16 protein-coding genes are annotated in these 19,048 nt (G+C 74.4%); 7 read left to right on the top strand and 9 right to left on the bottom strand.

Going from position 1 to position 19,048, the window contains the following annotated elements; genetic code table 11:
• Positions 1–7: 7 nt before the first annotated feature.
• A complete protein-coding gene (locus V2S66_RS24135; protein ID WP_413966471.1) occupies positions 8–2,884 on the top strand; it encodes an FAD-binding and (Fe-S)-binding domain-containing protein in 2,877 nt (958 codons plus the stop codon).
• A gap of 129 nt (positions 2,885–3,013) precedes the next feature.
• Here the strand turns inward: V2S66_RS24135 and pepN are convergent, their stop codons facing one another.
• Both pepN and V2S66_RS24120 read right to left on the bottom strand, forming a co-directional pair.
• On the bottom strand, positions 3,014–5,449 hold the full coding sequence (pepN, locus tag V2S66_RS24125; RefSeq protein WP_330798339.1) for an aminopeptidase N: 2,436 nt from the start codon (positions 5,447–5,449) through the stop codon (positions 3,014–3,016).
• Positions 5,446–6,453 carry a LysR family transcriptional regulator gene (locus tag V2S66_RS24120; RefSeq protein WP_330798337.1) on the bottom strand — a complete coding sequence of 336 codons (1,008 nt, stop codon included), beginning with the start codon at positions 6,451–6,453 and terminating at the stop codon, positions 5,446–5,448. Before V2S66_RS24120 ends, pepN begins: the two co-directional genes overlap by 4 nt.
• A 184-nt stretch (positions 6,454–6,637) precedes the next feature.
• Between V2S66_RS24120 and V2S66_RS24115 the strand changes: the two genes are divergently transcribed.
• Positions 6,638–7,969: an MFS transporter gene (locus V2S66_RS24115; RefSeq protein WP_330798336.1), complete on the top strand. Its 1,332-nt coding sequence runs from the start codon at positions 6,638–6,640 to the stop codon at positions 7,967–7,969.
• Here V2S66_RS24115 and V2S66_RS24110 read toward each other — a convergent pair.
• The 4 genes from V2S66_RS24110 to V2S66_RS24095 all read right to left on the bottom strand — a co-directional run bounded on the left by V2S66_RS24110 (position 7,922) and on the right by V2S66_RS24095 (position 11,349).
• Complete coding sequence (locus tag V2S66_RS24110) at positions 7,922–8,494, bottom strand: YbhB/YbcL family Raf kinase inhibitor-like protein (RefSeq protein WP_330798334.1); 573 nt, start codon at positions 8,492–8,494, stop codon at positions 7,922–7,924. The genes V2S66_RS24115 and V2S66_RS24110 overlap by 48 nt on opposite strands.
• Positions 8,491–9,060, bottom strand: coding sequence for a cysteine hydrolase family protein (locus V2S66_RS24105; RefSeq protein ID WP_330798332.1), 570 nt, complete (start codon positions 9,058–9,060; stop codon positions 8,491–8,493). The genes V2S66_RS24110 and V2S66_RS24105 overlap by 4 nt, the downstream gene beginning before the upstream one ends.
• On the bottom strand, positions 9,057–10,841 hold the full coding sequence (locus tag V2S66_RS24100) for an MFS transporter (protein WP_413966470.1): 1,785 nt from the start codon (positions 10,839–10,841) through the stop codon (positions 9,057–9,059). Before V2S66_RS24100 ends, V2S66_RS24105 begins: the two co-directional genes overlap by 4 nt.
• A 67-nt stretch (positions 10,842–10,908) precedes the next feature.
• Positions 10,909–11,349 carry a MarR family winged helix-turn-helix transcriptional regulator gene (locus tag V2S66_RS24095; RefSeq protein ID WP_330798331.1) on the bottom strand — a complete coding sequence of 147 codons (441 nt, stop codon included), beginning with the start codon at positions 11,347–11,349 and terminating at the stop codon, positions 10,909–10,911.
• Positions 11,350–11,542: 193 nt separating this feature from the next.
• Between V2S66_RS24095 and V2S66_RS24090 the strand changes: the two genes are divergently transcribed.
• Positions 11,543–11,722 (top strand): hypothetical protein, encoded by a 180-nt coding sequence (locus tag V2S66_RS24090; protein ID WP_330798329.1) that lies wholly within the window; start codon positions 11,543–11,545, stop codon positions 11,720–11,722.
• Between the two features lie 32 nt (positions 11,723–11,754).
• On the opposite strand, the gene V2S66_RS24085 is transcribed toward V2S66_RS24090, so the two are convergent.
• A complete protein-coding gene (locus V2S66_RS24085; protein WP_330798327.1) occupies positions 11,755–12,213 on the bottom strand; it encodes a hypothetical protein in 459 nt (152 codons plus the stop codon).
• 275 nt (positions 12,214–12,488) lie between these two features.
• On the opposite strand from V2S66_RS24085, the gene V2S66_RS24080 reads away from it, so the two are divergent.
• The 4 genes from V2S66_RS24080 (at position 12,489) to V2S66_RS24065 (ending at position 15,407) form a co-directional block, all read left to right on the top strand.
• Positions 12,489–12,788, top strand: coding sequence for a hypothetical protein (locus V2S66_RS24080; RefSeq protein WP_330798325.1), 300 nt, complete (start codon positions 12,489–12,491; stop codon positions 12,786–12,788).
• Positions 12,789–12,969: 181 nt separating this feature from the next.
• Positions 12,970–14,373, top strand: a complete 1,404-nt coding sequence (locus tag V2S66_RS24075) for a S8 family serine peptidase (protein ID WP_330798324.1) — start codon at positions 12,970–12,972, stop codon at positions 14,371–14,373.
• A gap of 88 nt (positions 14,374–14,461) precedes the next feature.
• Positions 14,462–15,034: a hypothetical protein gene (locus V2S66_RS24070; RefSeq protein WP_330798322.1), complete on the top strand. Its 573-nt coding sequence runs from the start codon at positions 14,462–14,464 to the stop codon at positions 15,032–15,034.
• A gap of 172 nt (positions 15,035–15,206) precedes the next feature.
• Positions 15,207–15,407 carry a hypothetical protein gene (locus tag V2S66_RS24065; protein ID WP_330798320.1) on the top strand — a complete coding sequence of 67 codons (201 nt, stop codon included), beginning with the start codon at positions 15,207–15,209 and terminating at the stop codon, positions 15,405–15,407.
• 168 nt (positions 15,408–15,575) lie between these two features.
• Here V2S66_RS24065 and V2S66_RS24060 read toward each other — a convergent pair whose 3' ends face one another.
• Together V2S66_RS24060 and V2S66_RS24055 are read right to left on the bottom strand one after the other, a co-directional pair.
• The gene (locus V2S66_RS24060) at positions 15,576–16,460 is read right to left on the bottom strand and encodes a Ppx/GppA phosphatase family protein (RefSeq protein ID WP_330798318.1); all 885 of its coding nucleotides are present in this window, start codon (positions 16,458–16,460) and stop codon (positions 15,576–15,578) included.
• A gap of 381 nt (positions 16,461–16,841) precedes the next feature.
• Positions 16,842–18,812, bottom strand: a complete 1,971-nt coding sequence (locus tag V2S66_RS24055; protein WP_330798316.1) for a LamG-like jellyroll fold domain-containing protein — start codon at positions 18,810–18,812, stop codon at positions 16,842–16,844.
• Positions 18,813–19,048: the final 236 nt, after the last annotated feature.

Below are 19,048 nucleotides of genomic sequence, written 5' to 3'. Positions count from 1 at the left end.
AAGCCGCATGAGCCGCCCCGCCTCCCGTACGCCCGCCTCCCGTACGCCCGCCACCCCCGCGTCCGCAGACCCCGCGCCGGCAGCCCCCGCGCCGGACGGCTCGGCACCTGACGGCAGCGGCCCGGACGGCCTGGTGGCGCTGCTGCGTTCGTGCGTCGCCGACCCGGCGCGGGTGTCGGTCGAGCCGCCCCGCCGGGCGGCCCTGGCCCACGACGCGTCCCCGTACCTGCTGACCCCGCAGGCCGTGGTGCGGGCGGCCTCCGCCCGGGAGGTGGCGGCGCTGATGGCCGGCGCCCGGCAGGCCGGGGTGCCGCTCACCCTCCGCTCGGGTGGCACCAGCCTGTCCGGCCAGGCCGGCGGCGACGGGGTGCTGGTCGACGTCCGCACCCACTGGCGCGAGGCGGAGGTGCTCGACGACGGCCTGCGCATCCGCCTCCAGCCGGGGCTGACGATCCGCCAGGCCAACGCCCGCCTGGCCCGGTACGGGCGCAGGCTCGGACCCGACCCGGCCAGCGAGTCGGCGTGCACCGTCGGCGGGATGGTGGCGAACAACTCCAGCGGCATGAACTGCGGCACCCGCGACAACGCCTACCGGACCCTGGAGTCGCTCCAGTTCGTGCTGCCGTCCGGCACGGTGGTCGACTCCGCCGCCCGCGACGCCGACGACCGGCTGCGCGACCGCGAGCCGCTGCTGCACGCGGGCCTGCTGCGGCTGCGGGACCGGGTCCGCGCCTCGCCGCAGGCCAGGGCGACGGTGGAGCGGCTGTTCGCCATGAAGAACACCATGGGGTACGGCCTGAACTCCTTCCTCGACCACTCCTCCCCCGTCGACACCCTCGCCCATCTGATGGTGGGCAGCGAGGGCACCCTCGGCTTCGTCGGCGAGGCGGTCTTCCGTACCGTCCCGGTGCTGGCGCACGCCGCCACCGGGCTGCTGATCCTGCCGGGACTGGCGGAGGCGACCGACGCGCTGCCCGCCCTGCTCGCCGCGGGCGCCCGCACCGCGGAGCTGCTGGACGCGGCCTCGCTGCGGGTGGCGCAGGCCGCGCCGGACGCGAGCCCCGCGCTGCGCGGCCTGCGGGTCGAGGGGCACGCCGCCCTGCTGGTCGAGTTCGCGGAGGACCGGGCCGAGGAGCTGGAGCAGCTCCTGGCGGCCGCCCGCCCGGTGCTGGACGCGCTGCCCGCGGTCACCGGCACGGCACTGACCCGCGACGCCGCGGAGCGGGCCGCGATGTGGCACGCGCGCAAGGGGCTGTACACCGCGGTGGCCGGTGCCCGGCCGGCCGGGACGACCGCGCTGCTGGAGGACGTCGCCGTCCCCATGGAGCGGCTCACCGGCACCTGCGAGGGGCTCACCCGGCTGTTCGACCGGCACGGCTACCAGGACGCGGTGATCTTCGGCCACGCCCGTGACGGCAACCTCCACTTCATGCTCACCCAGCGGTTCGACGGCCCGGCCGAGATCGACCGCTACGCCCGGTTCACCGACGACATGGTCGACCTCGTGCTGCGGGAGGGCGGCACCCTCAAGGCCGAGCACGGCACCGGCCGCGCCATGGCGCCCTTCGTCCGCCGCCAGTACGGCGACGAGCTGTACGAGGTGATGCGCGAGCTGAAGGCGCTGTGCGACCCGGCGAACGTGCTCAACCCCGGCGTGCTGCTGGACGACGACCCGACCGTCCACCTGCGGCGGCTCAAGGACGTGCCCGCCGTCGACCCGGCGGTGGACCGCTGCGTGGAGTGCGGCTACTGCGAGCCGGTCTGCCCGACCGCCGACGTGACCACCACTCCCCGGCAGCGCATCGCGCTGCGGCGCGAGATCGCGCTCGCGGCCGCGGCGGGCGACGAGGAGCGCCGCAGGGCGCTGGAGGAGGACTACACGTACGCGGCGGTGGACAGTTGCGCCGCCGACAGCCTGTGCGTCACCGCCTGCCCGGTCACCATCGACACCGGCGCCGTGATGAAGCGGCTGCGGGGCGAGCGGCACGGTGCGCTCGCCCAGGCCGCGGGGAGCGCGACGGCCCGCCACTGGGGCGGGGCCGTCACCGGCGTGCGGATCGGGCTCGGCGCCGCCCACGCGGCGCCCGCGCCGGTCGTGCGGGCCGCGACCTCCGCGGCGCGACGGCTCGGCGCCGGCGAGCTGGTGCCCGACTGGGCGGCGGGCGTCCCCCGGCCGGGCGGCCCGCGGCCCGCGGCGCGGCGCACGCCCGAGGCGCGGGCGGTGTTCTTCGCCGCGTGCATCGGCAGCGTCTTCACCGGCGAGCGGACCGAACCGCGGGCCGGCGCCCGGCCCGCCGGGGCCGCGGCCGCCTTCCTGCACCTGTGCGACCGGGCCGGTGACCGTGCCCGAGGGCCTGTCCGGGCTGTGCTGCGGCACGCCCTGGCAGTCCAAGGGCTACGGCGGGGGCCACCGCGCGATGGCGTCCCGGACGCTGGAGGCCCTGTGGCGGGCGACCGACCACGGGCGGCTTCCGGTGGTCTGCGACGCCTCCTCCTGCACGCACGGGCTGGAGCAGCTCGCGCAGGCGCTGCCCGAGCAGGACCGGGCGCGGTACGAGGCGCTGCGGTTCACCGACAGCGTCACCTTCACCCGCGAGCACGTGCTGCCGGCGCTGCCCGCGCTGCCCGAAGCGCGCCGGGTGCGCTCCCTCGCGCTGCACCCGACGTGCTCGACCGTGCACCTGGGGATCACCGGCGACCTCCGCGCGCTCGCCGAGGCGGTCGCCGCCGAGGTGACGGTGCCGGACGCGTGGGGGTGCTGCGCCTTCGCGGGCGACCGCGGGCTGCTGCACCCGGAGGTCACCGCGGCGGCGACCTCCGCGCAGGCCGCGGAGGTCAACCGCGCCTCCTACGACGCCTACGCCTCCTGCAACCTCACCTGTGAGATCGGCATGAGCCGCGCCACCGGGAAGCCCTACCGCCACATCCTGGAGATCCTGGCGGACGCCGTGGGCTGACTTGCCGTCATCTCGACGCGTGCTCGTGGCAGGTCAGCCGGCGGTCTCCCAGCGGGTCACCCGGCGCGGGAGCGGAGCATGCGCCCCACGACGTCGGCGCGTTCGAGCAGCGTGGTGCGGACCACCGGGGCGCAGTCCGCGGCCGCCTCCCGCACGGTGTCGAGGAACGCCGCGTCGACGCCGAAGACCGGGAAGAGCCGGTGGGTGAACGCCATCGCGGGAATCATCCCGCCGCGGTCGAACCGGGGCAGGAGCGCGGCGTACCGGGGTGCGTACGGCGCCAGCAGCTCCTCCTGGCCCGGACGCCAGAACTCCGCCGCGACGTGTTTCACCGAGCCGACCGGTACCGATCGGTCCACCGTCAACTGCTGCCAGACCGCCTCCTTCTCGGCGGCGTCCGGCCGGGCGGCCCGGACGGTGAGGGCGCGGACCCATGCCTCGGGATCGGGATCGCGCTCCAGCAGGAGCGCCACGTCGTCCGCGCTCCCGCCGCCGAACCGGGCCTCGCAGGCCAGCACGCGCCACTGGAGGTCGATGTCGTCCCCGGCCCGCTCTCGCAGCCACGCCACGTCGTCCGGGCCGTTCGCCGACCGGGCCAGGGCGCGCAGCGCCACCTGGCGGCGGTGCGGGTCGAGCGCGAGGCGCCGGCAGGCGCCGGAGAGCGTCGCGGCGAGTTCGGCCCGCAGGGCGGGCGGCGCCCAGAACTCCGCGGCGTCCGCGGCGAGGGTCAGGTACGGCTCGATCACCGAGTCGGAGGTCTCCACGGCCAGCACGGCGGTGATGCAGTGGACCGCCTCCGCCGCGGTGGTCTCGCCGGTGACCAGCGTGTTCCAGACGGTCGCCGTCGCGACGCCCCGGGAGATGGGGGTGGGCAGCGCGGCCGCCGCGGACAGCAGGGCGGTGCGGGCCTGCGGGCCGGGGTGGGTGGTGGCGAAGGTCAGATCGTCGTCGTTGACCAGGTAGAGGTCCGCTCCGGGCGGCAGGTCGACGGGAGTCCTGGTCCCCGCGACCTCGACCTGCACCCGTGCGGTGCGCTCCAGGCGGGCGCCGTCGTGCCGGTAGGCGCCCACCGCCAGCACGTGCGGTCGCGGCGGGCCGCCGGGACCGTGGGCCACGAGCGTGAAGCCGGCGTCCTCTTCCTCCAGCGTGATCCGGTCGGTGCCAGCCGTCTGGAGCCATCCGCGCTGCCAGGCGTCCAGGTCCCGTCCGCTCGCCTCGGAGAGCACGTCGATCAGGTCCTGGAACGTGGTGGTGCCCCACGCGTGCCGGGCGAAGTAGGCGGTCATACCGGCCGCGAACCGCTCCTCGCCCACGTAGGCCGCCAGTTGCTGCAGCACGGAGGCGCCCTTGGGATAGGTGATGGCGTCGAAGATCGACGCGGCCTCGGCGACGTCGTGGACGGGCTGCCGGATCGGGTGCGAGATCGGCCCCTGGTCGGCGAGGTAGGCGCTGAGCTTTCCCGCGGCGAGGTGGCCCGCCCACACGTCGGTGTACGAGGTCGCCCGGGACGCGGCCCAGTGGCAGGCGAACTCGGCGAACGCCTCGTTGAGCCACAGGTCGTCCCACCAGCGCATCGTGACGATGTTGCCGAACCACATGTGCGCCATCTCGTGGAGCAGGTATATCGCGAGCTGCTCGCGCTCCGCGGGCGTCGGCGCGCTGCGCCGCAGGAGGTCGTCCGACCAGGTGACGCAGCCGTAGTTCTCCATCGCCCCACCGAACTCGGGCACGAAGACCTGGTCGTACTTCCGCTGCGGGAACGGCATCCCGAAGACGTCCTCGAAGAAGCCGAACCCTTGTTCCGTCAGCGTGAAGATCTCGTCGGCCTCGCGCTCGGCCACCGCCGCAAGCGAGCGGCGGACGAGGATGCCCAGGTCGTGGCCACCGGCCTCACGGCGGATCTCGTGGAAGGGCCCGGCGTTGACGACGGTGTTGTACGTCGACAGCGGCGGGGTGTCGGGGAAGGTCCAGCGGCGTGCGGAGCCGAGCGTCTCGATCCGCGGGTCGCCGGAGTTGGCGGCCACCGTCCAGTCGCCGGGCGCGGTCACGGTGAAGGCGTGCGGCGCCTTGAGGTCCGGCTGGTCGAAGCACGCCCAGACGAACCGGGCCTCGTCCGGCTCGAAGGACATCCACACGTAGACCTCGCCGTCGGCCGGATCGACGGCCTTGTGCACGCCTTCGCCTGACGTCGTGTCGTCCTGCACGCTCTCCACCCGCAGGACGTTGTGCGCGGCGAGGGCGGGCAGGGTGATCCTGCCGTTCTCGGGAGGCGGCAGCGCGACACCGTTGAGGGTGGCGCTCACCACCTGCGCGGCGCAGTCCGCGAAGGTCTCCGCGCCCGGCTCCCGGCAGCTGAAGGTGACGGTGGACACGCACCGCACCTCCGGCCCGGCCGGCAGACCGGTGAGGTCGACGGCCACCTCGTACCTCTCCACGGCGAGGAGGGCCGCCCGCCGCTCGGCCTCGCTGCGGCGCAGACTGTCGATCTTCATACGAACTCCTCCAAGGTGCGGTGGTCGGTGGGAGCCGCCCGGCCCGGCGCCGGGCGCGGCGGCGGGCCGGGCGTCCAGCTCGGCACCCACCCCGGCACCCAGGCGCCGGCGTCGCGGCCGCCCGCCGTGGCGGCGAGGTGGGCGCGGAGCGTGTCCAGCGCCGGGTGGGGGTTGTCGCGGTGCCAGAGGAGCGAGTGCGGGTAGACGGGGGTCGGTCCGGTCACCGGGATGCGGCGCAGGCCGTGCCCCGCGGGCCAGACGAGGCGCGTGTGCTCGCCCATGAAGGTGGCCAGCGCCGGGGTGTCGGCGATGGTGTCGAGCAGGGCGTCGGAGCCGAAGTTGGGGCCGGTCGCCTCGATGGTGAGACCGAACTCGGCGACGAGGTCGTCGTAGTAGGCGGCCCACTCGGTGCCGGGGACGATGCCGGGCATCCAGATCCGGTGCCCGGCCAGCCGGCCGAGCGGCACCGAGCGGGCGCCCGCCAGCGCGTGGGCGGGGCCGGTGAGGAGCTGGAGCGGTTCGTCGAGCACCCGGACGGACTCGACGTCCTCGGGCAGTGGCCGGCCGGGCACGCCGACGGCGCGGAACGACGCGTCGATCGCACCGGACCGGATGGCGGCGACGGCCGCCTCCATGTCGAGGAGCATCACCACGTCGAGGTCGATGCCGGGGTGCGCGCGGTGGAAGCCGCGGAGCAGGCCGGCCGCCGCGCCGCGGGAGGCGATCACGTCCACGCGCAGCGGGCGGCGTCCGGCCCGCACGGACGCGACCGCGCGCTCGGCGGCGCGCAGCAGCTCACGGGCGTGCGGCAGGAACGCCTGCCCGTCGATGGTGAGTTCGGCGCCGCGCGCGGTGCGGGTGAACAGGCGCACGCCGAGGGCGCGCTCCAGCGCGGCGATGCGCTTGGAGACGGCCTGCTGGGTGACCGCCAGCTCGACGGCGGCCTCCTGGAACCGCCCCGCGTCGGCGGCGGCGACGAAGGTCCGCACGGTGTCGAGGTCCATGCGCCGACCCTAGCGCCGCGACCGCGGAGGTTCACCGGCATATTCGTCACGGCCGCCGGAACGCAGGCACAACCGGAGGTTGTGGCAGATGGCTCCACCGTTGTTTGATTCCGGGCCGCGGCGCTCGCTTTGATGCTTCCGATCGCGATTCGGTTGTGCGGGGTGAAAACGAGGGGTGGCGGACATGAGGAGCGGGCGCCGGCTGGGGCGGCAGTTCGGGTGGCTCTGGGGGGCGTACGGGACCAGCGCGCTCGGCACCTGGCTCGCCTTCGGGGCCTTCCCGCTGATCGCGATCCGGGTGCTGCACGCCGGACCGGTCCGGGTCGCCGCGCTCTCCTGCGTGGGGGCCGCGGTGGGCGCGGCCGTGGCGGTGCCGCTCGGCCCGTGGGTGGAGTTCCGCCGCAAGCGGCCGGTGCTGGTCGCGATGGACCTGGTGCGGTGCGCGGCGCTGCTGACGATCCCGGCCGCGTTCGCGCTCGGCGTGCTCACCTTCCTCCAGCTCCTGCTGGTCTCGGTCGTCGTCGCGGCGGCCGACATCACCTTCCGCGCCGCCTCCGGCGCGTACCTGAAGACGCTGCTGCCGGCCGGTGATCTGCTCGTCGCCAACGCCCGCTTCGAGTCGACGGCCTGGACGACCACGATCGTCGGCCCGCCGTTGGGCGGCGCCGCGATCGGGCTGCTCGGCCCGGTGGCGACGGTCGTGGCCGACGCGGTCAGCTATCTGCTCTCGGCCCTCGGCGTCCGGGCGGCCGGCGGCCCCGAGCGCCCGCCCGAGCCGCGAGCGGCCGCGCGGCTGCGCCCCGGGGACCTGCTCGACGGCTGGCGGCACATCCTCGCCGATCCGGCGCTGCGTCCGCTGTTCCTCAACACCGCCTTGTGCAACGGCCTGGTGATGGCCTCGGAGCCGCTGCTGGCCGTGCTGATGCTGGGCCGGCTCGGGTTCGCACCGTGGCAGTACGGCCTCGCCTTCGCCGCGCCCTCGATCGGCGGGCTGGTGGGGTCGCGGCTGGCGCGGCGGCTCGTCACGCGGTGCGGGCAGCACCGGGTCCTGGTCGCCTTCGGGTCACTGCGCGCGCTGTGGGCCCTGGGCCTGGCCTTCGTCGGACCCGGCCCCGGCGGGCTGGTACTGGTCGCGGGGGTCGAACTCGGACTCATCTTCTGCTGCGGCGTGTTCAACCCCGTCTCCGCCACCTACCGCCTTGAGCGCACCGCGAACGACCGGGTCACCCGCACCCTGTCCGCGTGGGCGGTGACGACCAGGGCGACGACCGCGCTGCTGACGGCCGTCTGGGGAGTGCTGGGCAGCGTGCTCGGCCTGCGGACGGCCATCGCCCTGGCCGGTGTGCTGCTGCTGGCGACCCCGCTGCTGCTCCCCCGCAGCGAGGGGGCGACCGTCGTGGCACCGCAGCCGGAGCCGGAGACCGGGCCCGCGCCCGCGCCCGTGCATGAGCCCGCGCACGAGCCGGTGTCAGCGTTCGAAGGTGCCGGTCAGCCGGCCGCGGCCGAGGACCGGTGAGGCGACCGCGGAGAGCAGCGCGCGGGGGCGGGCCCGGTCCGGCGGCGTCGCACCGGGGCCGTCCTGCACGGGGTCCGCCAGCGCGAAGAGCTGGAAGACGTAGTGGTGCGGCCCGTGGCCCTTGACGGGGGCGGGCCCGTGGTAGCCGCGCCCGATGGTGGACCGCAGCACCCGCACCCCGCGGCCGGGGTGGCGTCCGGCGAGGGCGCCGGGCTCCAGGTGGACGGTGGCCGGGTCGATCAGGGCCAGGCAGTGCACGGCGGGCTTGCCCAGCGGGACGTCGACGTCCTCGACGGCCAGCAGGAGCTGCCCGGTGCCGGGCGGCAGCGGCGTCCAGGCCAGGTGCGGCGACAGGTCGGCGCCGCCGACGTGCTTCGCACACTGCTCCAGCGGCATGGGACCGCCGTCGGCGAAGTGCCGGCTGGTGAGGGTCAGCGTCTCGGGGCCTCGCAGGTGGGGCAGGTTCCACGCGGTGTGGGTGTCGCCCGCCCTGCGGTTGTTCAGGAGTCGGCCGAGCAGGGTCATCGTGTCGCTCCCGCCATCGCGACGATCTCGGCGGCGGTGGCCGTCTCGCCGAGCTTGGGGAAGACGCGTTCGACGCTGTGGCGGTGGGCGGCGGTGTCCGGGTCGCCCACGGCGTCGGTGGCGAGGACGACGTGGTAGCCGTGGTCGGCGGCGGAGCGCGCGGTGGACTCGACGCCCGAGCTGGTCGAGACGCCGGCGAGCACCACCTGGGTGACGCCCAGGTCCCTCAGCAGGGTGTCGAGTCCGGTGTCGTGGAAGGCGCTGCGGCGCCGCTTGGTGATCAGGTGGTCGGTGGGCCGGACGTCGAGTTCGTCGATGAGGTCCGCCCAGCCGGCCGGCAGGGCGGCGGCGGCGCCCGCGGACGGTCCGGCGTCGGTGCGTCCCGGGGCGCGGCCGGTGACGTTGACCAGGATCACCGGCAGGTCGCGCCGCCGGAACTCGGCGGCCAGGCGGGTCGCCCGCTCGACGGCGGCGGTCACCGTGCCGTCGGTGTGGGCCGAGACGATGCCCTTCTGCAGGTCGATCACGACCAGCGCGGGGGTGGGGTCCAGCTGGGTCAGGGTCACAGGTCTCGCTTCTCTCGTGCGCGTGCTTGTTCGGGGGCGTCGGCAGGTCGCGGGATGCGGGTGGCGGTGGCCTTCGCCGCCCTGCCGGCGCCGCGCAGCAGCGAGGCGGTCGCGGCGAGGAAGGCGAGGGCGGCGCCGAAGGCGAAGACGATGACCAGGCCGGAGTGGAAGGGCCCGGCGATCAGGGTCGGGAAGAACTCACGCCCGGTCAGCGTCTGCTGCTGCGCCGGCGTCAGGTGGGCCAGGGCGCCGCTGGGCTGGAGCAGGTGGCGGACCGGGTTGACGCCCAGTTGGGCGGCGAACAGGGACGAGACCGGGGGCAGGCCGCCGACCTGGGTGGCGACGTGGGCCGGTACGCCCTGCTGCCGGAGCCCGCTGGTGAGGGTGTGCGGGAGGCTGCCGGCCAGTCCGGCGATCATGAGGGAGAAGAACACCCCGATGGACACGGCGGTGCCGGAGTTCTGGAAGGTGGCGCGCATCCCGGAGGCGACGCCGCGCGACGGCGCGGGCACGCTGCCCATGATCGAGGAGGAGTTGGGGGAGGCGAACATGCCGCTGGCGATCCCGTTGAGGGCGATCAGCACGGCGAAGATCCAGTAGCTGAAGTCGATGGGCAGCAGCATCAGGCCGAGGAAGCTCGCGCCGAACAGCACGGCGCCGCCGGTGGCCAGGCCCCGGGAGCCGAACCGGTCGGAGAGGTGGCCGGAGACGGGCCCGGCGGCGAGGAACCCGGCGGTCAGCGGCAGCATGAAGATACCGGCCCACAGCGGCGTGTCGGCGTAGTCGTAGCCGTGCAGCGGAAGCCAGATGCCCTGCAGCCAGATGATCAGGACGAACTGCATCCCACCGCGCCCGATCGAGATGGCGAGGCCGGCCAGGTTGCCGAAGGTGAAAGCCCGCTGCCGGAACAGGCTCAGCTGGATCATCGGTGCGCGGACGCGGTTCTCGATGGCGACGAAGGCGGCCAGCAGGGCCAGTCCGCCGGCGATCAGCCCCTCCACCAGCGGGTCGGTCCAGCCCATGGTGTGCCCGCCGTACGGTTGCAGGCCGAAGGTGATCGCGATCAGGACGGCGCTGAGGCCCACCGCGAAGGTGATGTTGCCCCACCAGTCGATCCGTCCGCCGCCGCGCCGGCCGGTCTCGCGCAGGGTGCGGTAGGCCCACACCGTGAAGAACACGCCGACGGGCACGTTCACCCAGAACACCGCACGCCAGTCCCAGGCCGACAGCAGACCGCCGGCGACCAGGCCGATGAACATCCCGCCCAGGCCGGCGACCTGGTTGACGCCCAGCGCGAAGCCGCGCTGCTCCTCGGGGAAGGCGTCGGTCAGGATGGCGGCCGAGTTGGCGGTCAGCATCGAGCCGCCGACGGCCTGCACCAGGCGCCAGGCGATCAGCCACATCGCTCCGTGGCCGCCGTCGAAGGGGTCGAAGGAGAGCAGGATCGAGGCGAGGGTGAAGACCGCGAAACCGGAGTTGTAGATCCGGACCCGGCCGTACATGTCGCCCATGCGGCCCACCGTGACCACCAGGACGGCCTGGACCAGCCGGTACCCCATGATCATCCACAGCAGGTAGGCGATGTTGCCGGGGGCCAGCGGGTCGAGGTGCACGCCGCGGAAGATCGCCGGCAGGGCGATCAGCACGATGGAGCCGTCCAGTGCGGACATGAAGACCGCGGCGGTCGTGTTCGTCAGCGCCGTCCACTTGTAGCCGTCGCCGGGCGGGCGGCGGGTGCCGGGCACGGCGGGTGCGGGCTGCCCGGCGGGCGGGTCGGTCATCGGCGTGCCTCCTCGGCCTCTTCGGGCTCTTCGGGCTTGTTCGGGCTTCCCCGGGTCTTCTTCGGCGTCAGACGTTCCGGGCGAGGCGCTCCAGCAGCGCCGCGGCGTCGGCGAGCCGCGCCAGCTCCGCGGGGGTGAACGCGCCGCCGGTCAGGGCGCGCGCGAGGAGTTCGGTCCGCGCGTTGCGCTTGTCCTCCAGCGCCTGCCGGCCCGCGCCGGTCACCGTCAGCACCACGCGCCGGCCGTCGTCCGGGTCCGCCCGGCGTTCGATCAGGCCGCGCTCGCGCAGCGCGCCGAGAGTCGCCCCCATGGCCTGTGCGGTGATCTGCACGTCCCGGGCCAGCGCCGAGGAGGTGGTGGGGCCCGAGCGGTCCAGGTGGGACAGGGCGGTCCGCTCGGGCATCGTGAGGCCGCCGTCGACCGGCACCTGGCGCACCCGTCGCAGCAGCACGCTGAGGCCCGCCAGCAGGGCCGAGGCCACAGCGGCGGCGTCCACGTCGTCGTCCATGTACTAAAGCTACCTTATCAAGCAGCCTTAGTACATTCACCGGGCCGCGCGCACTGCCCCCTCCTGGTGCGCACCGCGCGGACACAGTGAGGAACCGACCTCAAGTTCCGCTCAGCACAGGCTTCACCGCGCCCGCGAGAGAGCACACTTCGGGTCAGAGGAACACGCGTACGGGGGAACGGGGTGCGGGAAGATGAAGGACTGGCTTTCACGGAAGGGCAGCCGCCTGCTGGATCTGGTGTCGCAGCGGCGCAGGATGGCGAAGTACACGGACCCCGAGGCGCACCGCCGCGTGGCCCAGGACCGGGACGCGCTGCTGCCGTACCACCACACGCGCACGCCGATGCCGCCGACGGGCCCCTTCGGGGGCTGACACCGGCGGCGGCCGGCCCCGGCGGCGAGCGGTCAGGGCCGGCCGCCGGTCCACTCCCGGCGCAGGAGAACGACGGCCTGGACGAGCGCCCCCAGCGTCAGCCCCGCCGCGATCGGCCCGAACAGCAGCACCGCGAGCCCCTCACCGATGTTGGCGCCGATGACGCCGGCCGTGGCCACCCGCCCGCTGTACCCGATCACGGCGCCGGAGATCACCAGGAGCGCCATGACCACCCACCACTGCCACGGGAACCAGCGCCGCAAGGAGCCCGCGCCGAGCAGCACGAGCCCGGCCAGCAGCACCAGCAGCGCCGACACACCGGCCCACCTCACGGCCGCGGCCGACCAGTGGGGCGGCCGCACCGCGTAGTCCAGGTCGGTGCCGTAGCCGCGGATGGTCAGATCGCCCACCAGCCACCAGGTCACCACCACGGTGGCGGCCCCCATCGTCAGCACGGCCCCGGCCGCGCCGAGCGCTCTGTTCATCGTCATGGCCGCCATGATGGGACGCGGCGGCCCCGGGACGCCTGAGTACAGGTACTCAGCACGCGTCTGCGCCCACCCGGGTAGCCGCGGCGGACGGGCGCCGGCCGCCTTCCTCCTGCCGGCCGGCGGCGACGGCCGACCACACGTCAATACGTAAATTCCCATACCTTGCGCAGTATTTGCAGCCTCCCGTTGCGTTGATACGGTCATCCCTCATTGTCTGCGCCGCCGGGGGTCGGGGAGGACCCGGGACCCGTGCGGCCCGGCCGGAAGGACCACTCGTGCTCCGTGCCCGTATCGCCGCGGCAGGCGCCGCCGTCGCCCTCGCCTCCGCAGGACTCGTCGCGGGAACCGCCGCGACCGCACAGGCGGTCAACCCGCCCACGCCGTACATGTGCCCGCCGTTCCTCACCGACGGGGCGCACGGCCTCTACGGCTGGACCTACGGCCAGGGCTGGCTGGTCTGCAGTTACTCTCCGGCCTCGCAACTCCAGTGCCGCTACAACGCGTTCAGCGGCGACGCCTGGTACAACGCCCCGAACCCCGACTACTGCCCGACCCGCGCGGTCCCCACCGCCTGACCCGGACCGCCGCCGGGGGCCGCACCGCACGGTGCGGCTCTCCCCGGGCCCTGCCGCGCCCCGGCTGACGCCTGTTCATGTGATCGAGGACACACAACCGGCAGGGGACCTGTGTCGTCGACCGATCGTCAGAACCACCCGGCCGCGGCCGGGTGGTGGTCACGGTCGGGATGGGGAGCAGATGAGACGACGAGGACGCGTGCTGCCGGGTGCGACGGCGCACCGGCGTCGCGCGGGGGTGGCGGCGGTCGTCGCGGTGGTGGCGGTGCTGGTGACGGCGGCGAGTCCGGGGACACCGTCCGCGGCCGGCACGACGCCCGCGGGCACACCGCCGGTGGCCGTCGACCGCCCGGCGGGGACGGCGAGTTCGGGTGAGAGCGCGGCCGGGGTGCGCCAGGAGGTGCTGCGCGGGACGCTGCTCGACCACCACGGGGTGCGCGAGGTGTGTCCCCGGTGCGACGGCCGGATCGTCACCGAGTCCGCCACCAGCCGCGACCCGCTGAGGTCCGCGGCGCCGGACGGCTACGGGCCGGCCGACCTGCAGAGCGCCTACGGGCTGCCCGCCGTCTCCACGAGCAGCAGGACCATCGCCGTCATCGACGCGGGTGTGTACCCCACGCTGGAGAAGGACCTGGCGGTGTACCGGAGGACCTTCGGACTGCCCGCCTGCACCACCGCCTCCGGCTGCCTGACGCTGAAGGACTACACCGGCGGGGGTCAGCCGGCTCCGCAGAAGGGGGCGCAGGGCGCGCTGCTGGAGGAGGAGGTGGCCGTCGAGACCGCCCTCGACATGGACATGGCCTCCGCGGCCTGCCCGTCGTGCCGGCTGCTGGAGGTCTCCGTGCCCTGGCAGGACGCCCAGGACGACAACGACGTCTCGACCGCCGACTTCGCCCGGGCGGTGAACACCGCGGTGGCCGCCGGCGCTTCGGCCGTGAGCATCAGCTACGGCTACTCCGCCGACGTGCAGAACACCCGCGGCGGGCGGCTGTCGGCGTTCGACCACCCGGGGGTGGCCGTCACCGCGTCCACCGGGGACGAGGGGTTCAACGGCGGCGTCCACCAGTCCTGGCCGTCCGATCTGCCCTCCGTGGTCGGCGTGGGCGGCGTCACCCTGCCCGCCTCAGGTGCGCCAAGCGCATGGTACGCGGCCGGCAGCGGGTGCGAGACGGCCTTCCCCGCGGCGACCGGCCAGCCGGCCGCGGTCACGGCCGGCTGCGGCGGCCACCGCGCCGCGTCCGACGTCTCCGCCGACGCCGATCCGGCGACCGGCGTGGCGGTCCGCGACACCTACGCGCCCAGCAGCGGCGAGCCGGGCGACTGGCTGGTGGCGGGCGGCACCAGCGCCTCGGCGCCGTACGTGGCCGGGCTGTTCGCCCGCGCGGGGCACCTGGCGGCCGTCAGCGGGCCCAGGACCCTGTACCGCGCGCCGGCCGCCGGCTTCACCGACATCGTGAGCGGTGACAACGAGACCTACCACCAGTGCGCCTCGTACCCGGGGGTCAGCGCCGGCCTGTGCACGGCCGGCCCCGGCTGGGACGGACCCACCGGGCGCGGCGTCCCGCACGGCCTCGGCGCGTTCTGACCGGCGCCGCCGCACGGCGGCGCCGCTCCCGATCCGCCTCCAGCGGCCCCCGCGGGCCGAACCCACGATGTGAAGAGGTACGTACGTCATGCATGCCAAGATCCGCGCGGTGTCCCTCGGCGCGGCGATCACCGTTCTGCTGCTGAGCGCCTCCACGACGGCGGGCGCGACCATCGGCGGCCACGCCGCGGCGACGGCGGCGAGCGCCCCGAAGCCGGCCGCCGCCGCGGCGGCGCACCCCTGCACCGCGGACGACGTCTCGTTCTACTTCGGCGGTTTCAGCGCCGGACTGAGCCACCGGAGCTTCGACCTGACGCTGCTCGCCCACGACGGCGTCACCTGCACGCTCAAGGACACCCCGCTGATCACCGTCGCCGGGCCGGCGGATCAGACCGAGCCGGTCCCCGTCTCGGTCAACGGCCGCGGCGGCACGCTCGTCCTGCGCCCCGACTCGCCGCTGCACACCACCGCCGTCTACAACATCCCCGACGCGCCCGACCACACCCTCAAGGTCAGCTCGATGACGCTGGCCATGCCCGACCACACCTCGCGCAGCACGTACTTCGGGCTGCCCGGGGTGAACGACGTCTACCGGGCGGGCGTCTCCTTCACCTCCTGGACCACCGGACTCGGCCTGGGACAGGGTGAGGAGGCGTTCTGAGCCTCCTCACCGCGGCGGCGACGGACCTCGATCGCGGGCCGTCGCCGCCCGCAGCGGGAGCCGGCCCGGGAGCGGCCCGTGAGCAGCGGGGGGAGCGGCAGGGGAGGCGCTCCTCGGTCCGCTCGCGCAGATCGGCGCTTTTGGCTTCCGGATCAGTGGTCAGAAGAAGGACATGACCTACACCGGAGTGACCACGGACAGCGACCGAGAGTGGAACCTCGCCGGCGCGCACGCCGATCGGCACCCGCACCACGCCCGGGCGGAACGGCCCCCTCACCACGCGGCCGGCTCCCTTGCCATGGGCCGCATCGTGCTGCTGTCGGCGTCCGTGCTGATCGTCCTGGCGGCCGTCCTGCTGGTGACGCTGGGCTGAGGCCCGCCCGCCGGAGCCGCGACCCCAGCGGCTCCGGCCCCACCGGCAGCCCTGGGCCCGGAGGCCGTCAACTCCCGCGGGCCGCCGCGGGCGGCGTTGCCGGGCACCCGCGGGCCCGCCGGGCCGGTCGCGCCGCTGCCGGGCGAGCGCCCTGCGGATTCCCGGAGTTCAGGCGGCGCGGCCGCCGCGGTGGGCGGCGGTGGCGCCGAGCGCTTCCAGCAGCAGGCCCTCGCGCGTGGACCAGGGGCAGATGGTCACCGCGCGGACGGCGCAGGCCTCCATCAGCGCCTCGGCCACCAGGGCGCCGGCCAGGGTCTGCTCGGCGCGGTGCGCGGAGATGCCCGCGAGCTTGGCCCGGTCGGCGACGTCGGTGCCGGCGAGGACGGGAATGGCCGCCCGCACGCCCGCCAGGGTCAGCCGCTGCGGGGAGCGGGAGGACCGCGGCCCGGATTTGAGCGTGGCGGCCAGCCGCGCCAGCTGCGTGAAGGTCTTGGAACAGGCCAGCGTGCGTCCGTCCTCCGCGGCCCGCGGCAGCTCGGGAACCGCACGCAGGGACCGGCGCAGACAGCGGCGGACGCGGGCCAGCTCGCGCGGGGACGAGGCGACGCCCCCGGGCAGCGCGTCGCGGGTGACGCGCCGCGCGCCCAGCGGCAGCGAGAGCACCGCGCGCGGGTCGTCGCCGTCGCCCGCGGCGACCTCCAGGGTGCCGCCGCCGATGTCGAGCACCAGCAGTTCACCCGGCGCACGGCCCGGCCTGCGGGAGGCAGCCCACTGCCGGGCCGCCACGTAGGCGAGCCTGGCCTCCTCCTCGCCCGGCAGCACGCGCAGGCGTACGCCGGTGGTGCGCGCCACCCGGTCGATGACCTCATCGCGGTTGGGCGCGTCGCGGATGACCGAGGTCGCGAAGGCGAACACCTTCCCGGCCAGCAGGCGCGGGTCCGCCGCGACGGCCTCCGCCACGGCCTGCTCCACGCTCCTCATGCCCGGTTTGCGCAGCCGGCCGTCGAGGGCGAGGTCGTGGTGCAGCCGCAGCCGCACCTTCCGCGACTCCACCGGCCCCAGACCGGCGTCCCCCGCGCGTCGCGCCGACGCCAGCAGAACGCTGTGACACCCCACATCGAGTACCCCCGCCTGCCGCACACCCACCCCCGAACCCCCGTGTCCCGGTCGACTTGACCGGACTCGTCATCTACCCGCGTCACATCGCGCCACTCCCCCGCGGCGAGATACCGCTGGAGGAGCGCCCCGGCCGTACCGGAGCCGCCAGGACCGCCTGCTGATCTTACGCCCGGCGTGGTCCGACGCTCTGAGAGTACGGCCCCCGGCGGCCCTGGGCCCGCGGTCGCGTGCGGAGCCGCGTGCGGAGCCGCCGCGCACAGGAGCCGGCGCCGCCTCGCCGCAGTGGCCACAGCACCCGGCGAGACGGCGCTCGGCCTACTTGGCGGTGAGGAACTCCTTCGTGGACAGCGGCCGGTTCACGACGCGGATGTCGCCGATGCTGCCGTGGAAGACGATGTCGACGGCGCCGGCGTACTCGTGGCCGCCCACCAGCCAGGGCAGCCCGAGCGAGGTGAGGCCGACGGACACCCGGTTCGGGTTGTCGACGACGGGCGCGCCCTCGACGTACAGCTTGGTGAGGCGGCCGTCGTTGACCACCGCCAGGTGCCACCATTTGACCTCGACCAGGCCGTGGCCCCAGTTGGTGGTCGGGTAGGTGGTGTTCAGCGGATAGTGGTTGAACTGCGGCTCGCGGCCGTTGTTGGAGATGGCCAGCTGCACCACCGGCTCGCCCGGGTCGGTGTTCCTGCCGTGCTTCCCGGCGGTCCCGGCGGAGCCCCGGCGGCTGAGCAGCGCGGCCCAGCCGTTGTTGCCCGCGTCCCAGTCGAGCGGCATGGAGACGAACGTCTCGATCGTGTAGCCGGTCCTGAACGTCTCGGTGTTCAGCGGCGCCTTCGCTCCGGTGGCGAGGTACGAGCCGTGCACCGGGTTCCTGCCACCGGTGAACTTCAGGCTGGCGTGGCCGGGCTGGTCGGGGTGGTGGTCGTCGGACCAGGTGAGCGCGTCGGCGGCGGTGCCGGGGACGGTCACCACCGTCAGGTCGTTGCCCCGGCCCGACAGGTCCCGGATCGTCTGCCCCGCCGCGAGCGGGGTGCCGGCCGCGCCCTGCCCGTCGAAGCGCCAGTACGCCAGCGTGCCCTTCACCAGTTCCTTCGCGGCCGGCCTGGCCGGCCGGACCGGGATCGGGACGAAGCCGGAGAACCGCTGCTCGAAGTCGATCGGAACGGAGAAGTCGTCCACCGGGCCGGAGATCCGGGCGTGCTCGGCCGCCAGCTCGGAGCGGGACTCGGGGTCCTGCGCGAGGATCCACGGGTTGATCGTCTCGACGTCGATCGTGTTGCGGACCAGGTCGAAATGGTAGAGCCGGATCATGCCGCCGCCGCCGAAGTAGCGGTTCTGGTAGTTGGTGATGTGCAGGTGCACGTCGTTGCCCGCGGCGTTCTTGCGGGTCGTGCGGCCGGGCGGCCAGTAGTGGCCGTTGAGGGTGAGGAAGATCTGGTCGTTGCCGTCGATCAGCCGGTCCCAGGCCGTCTGGCCGTTGCCGGAGAGGACGGCGTTGTTCTCCGGGTCGCCGGACTCGTATGGGAAAACGTTGTCGTCGTACGGCGAGGCAACGATGTCATGCGACGTGAGGATGACCGGCATCCTCGGGTGCGCCTTGATGACCTCGTTCGCCCATGCGTAGCCCTGGTCCGTGGTGCGCCAGTCCAGGGCCAGCAGCAGCCAGGAGCGGCCGGCCGCCTGGAAGACGTGCGCGGTGTTGTAGCCGGTGGGGTCCGACCCGGCGAACGTCTTCGACCGCTGGAACCGCTGCGGGCCCATGGTCCGCAGGTACGGCGTGTCGCCACGGCTGTCGTCGCCGGTCACGTCGTGGTTGCCGGCCAGCACGCTGTACGCGGCGCCCCGGGAGTCCAGCAGGGCGAACGCCTTGTCGACCTCCTGGAACGACGACGGGTCGGCGTCCTCCGTCAGATCACCGAGGTGCGCCATGAACACGATGTTGTTCCCGGGCGTCCCGCTGTTCTCGATGATGTAGCGGAACGACTCCTCCTGCGGCGCCCTGTTGACGCTGTCCTGGCTGCCCCAGTAGAGGAACTGGGTGTCCGGCATGACCGCCAGGGTGAACTGGAGGGCGGTCGTGTCCGGGGTCCACACGCCCGGCTTCCGGCTCTCGCCGGTCCTGCCGCCGGCGGCCGCGTCCGCGGCCGACGCGGGTGTGGCGGCGAGGGCCGCGCCTCCCACGCCCACGGCTGCCGTGCCGGCCCCGGCGAGGGCCGCGTTGCGCAGGAACCCACGCCGGCTCTGCCCGGCCGACTCGTGCGACGGACGGTCATCACTCTTGCACATAAGGGATCTTTCCGGGTCGATGGCTCAAACAGCTCCGACGCTACCCACGGGCCGTCCGACCTGGGCGGACAGCAGATGACGAACGACCGTCGAGTGTCCGACCAGCACCGGAAGGCCGGTGGGCCGGCCGCGGAATCGTGCGATGCGCCCGAGCACACCTCAGGAGGTACGGGTACCTCAGGTGACCGTCCGTCGCGGGCCACGCGCCGGAACGCACCGCTACGCGAGGCCGGCCG

The sequence above is a fragment of the Actinacidiphila polyblastidii genome (assembly GCF_036353415.1).
Lineage (GTDB): Bacteria > Actinomycetota > Actinomycetes > Streptomycetales > Streptomycetaceae > Actinacidiphila > Actinacidiphila polyblastidii.
This window is presented reverse-complemented; position numbering and strand designations above follow the sequence as displayed.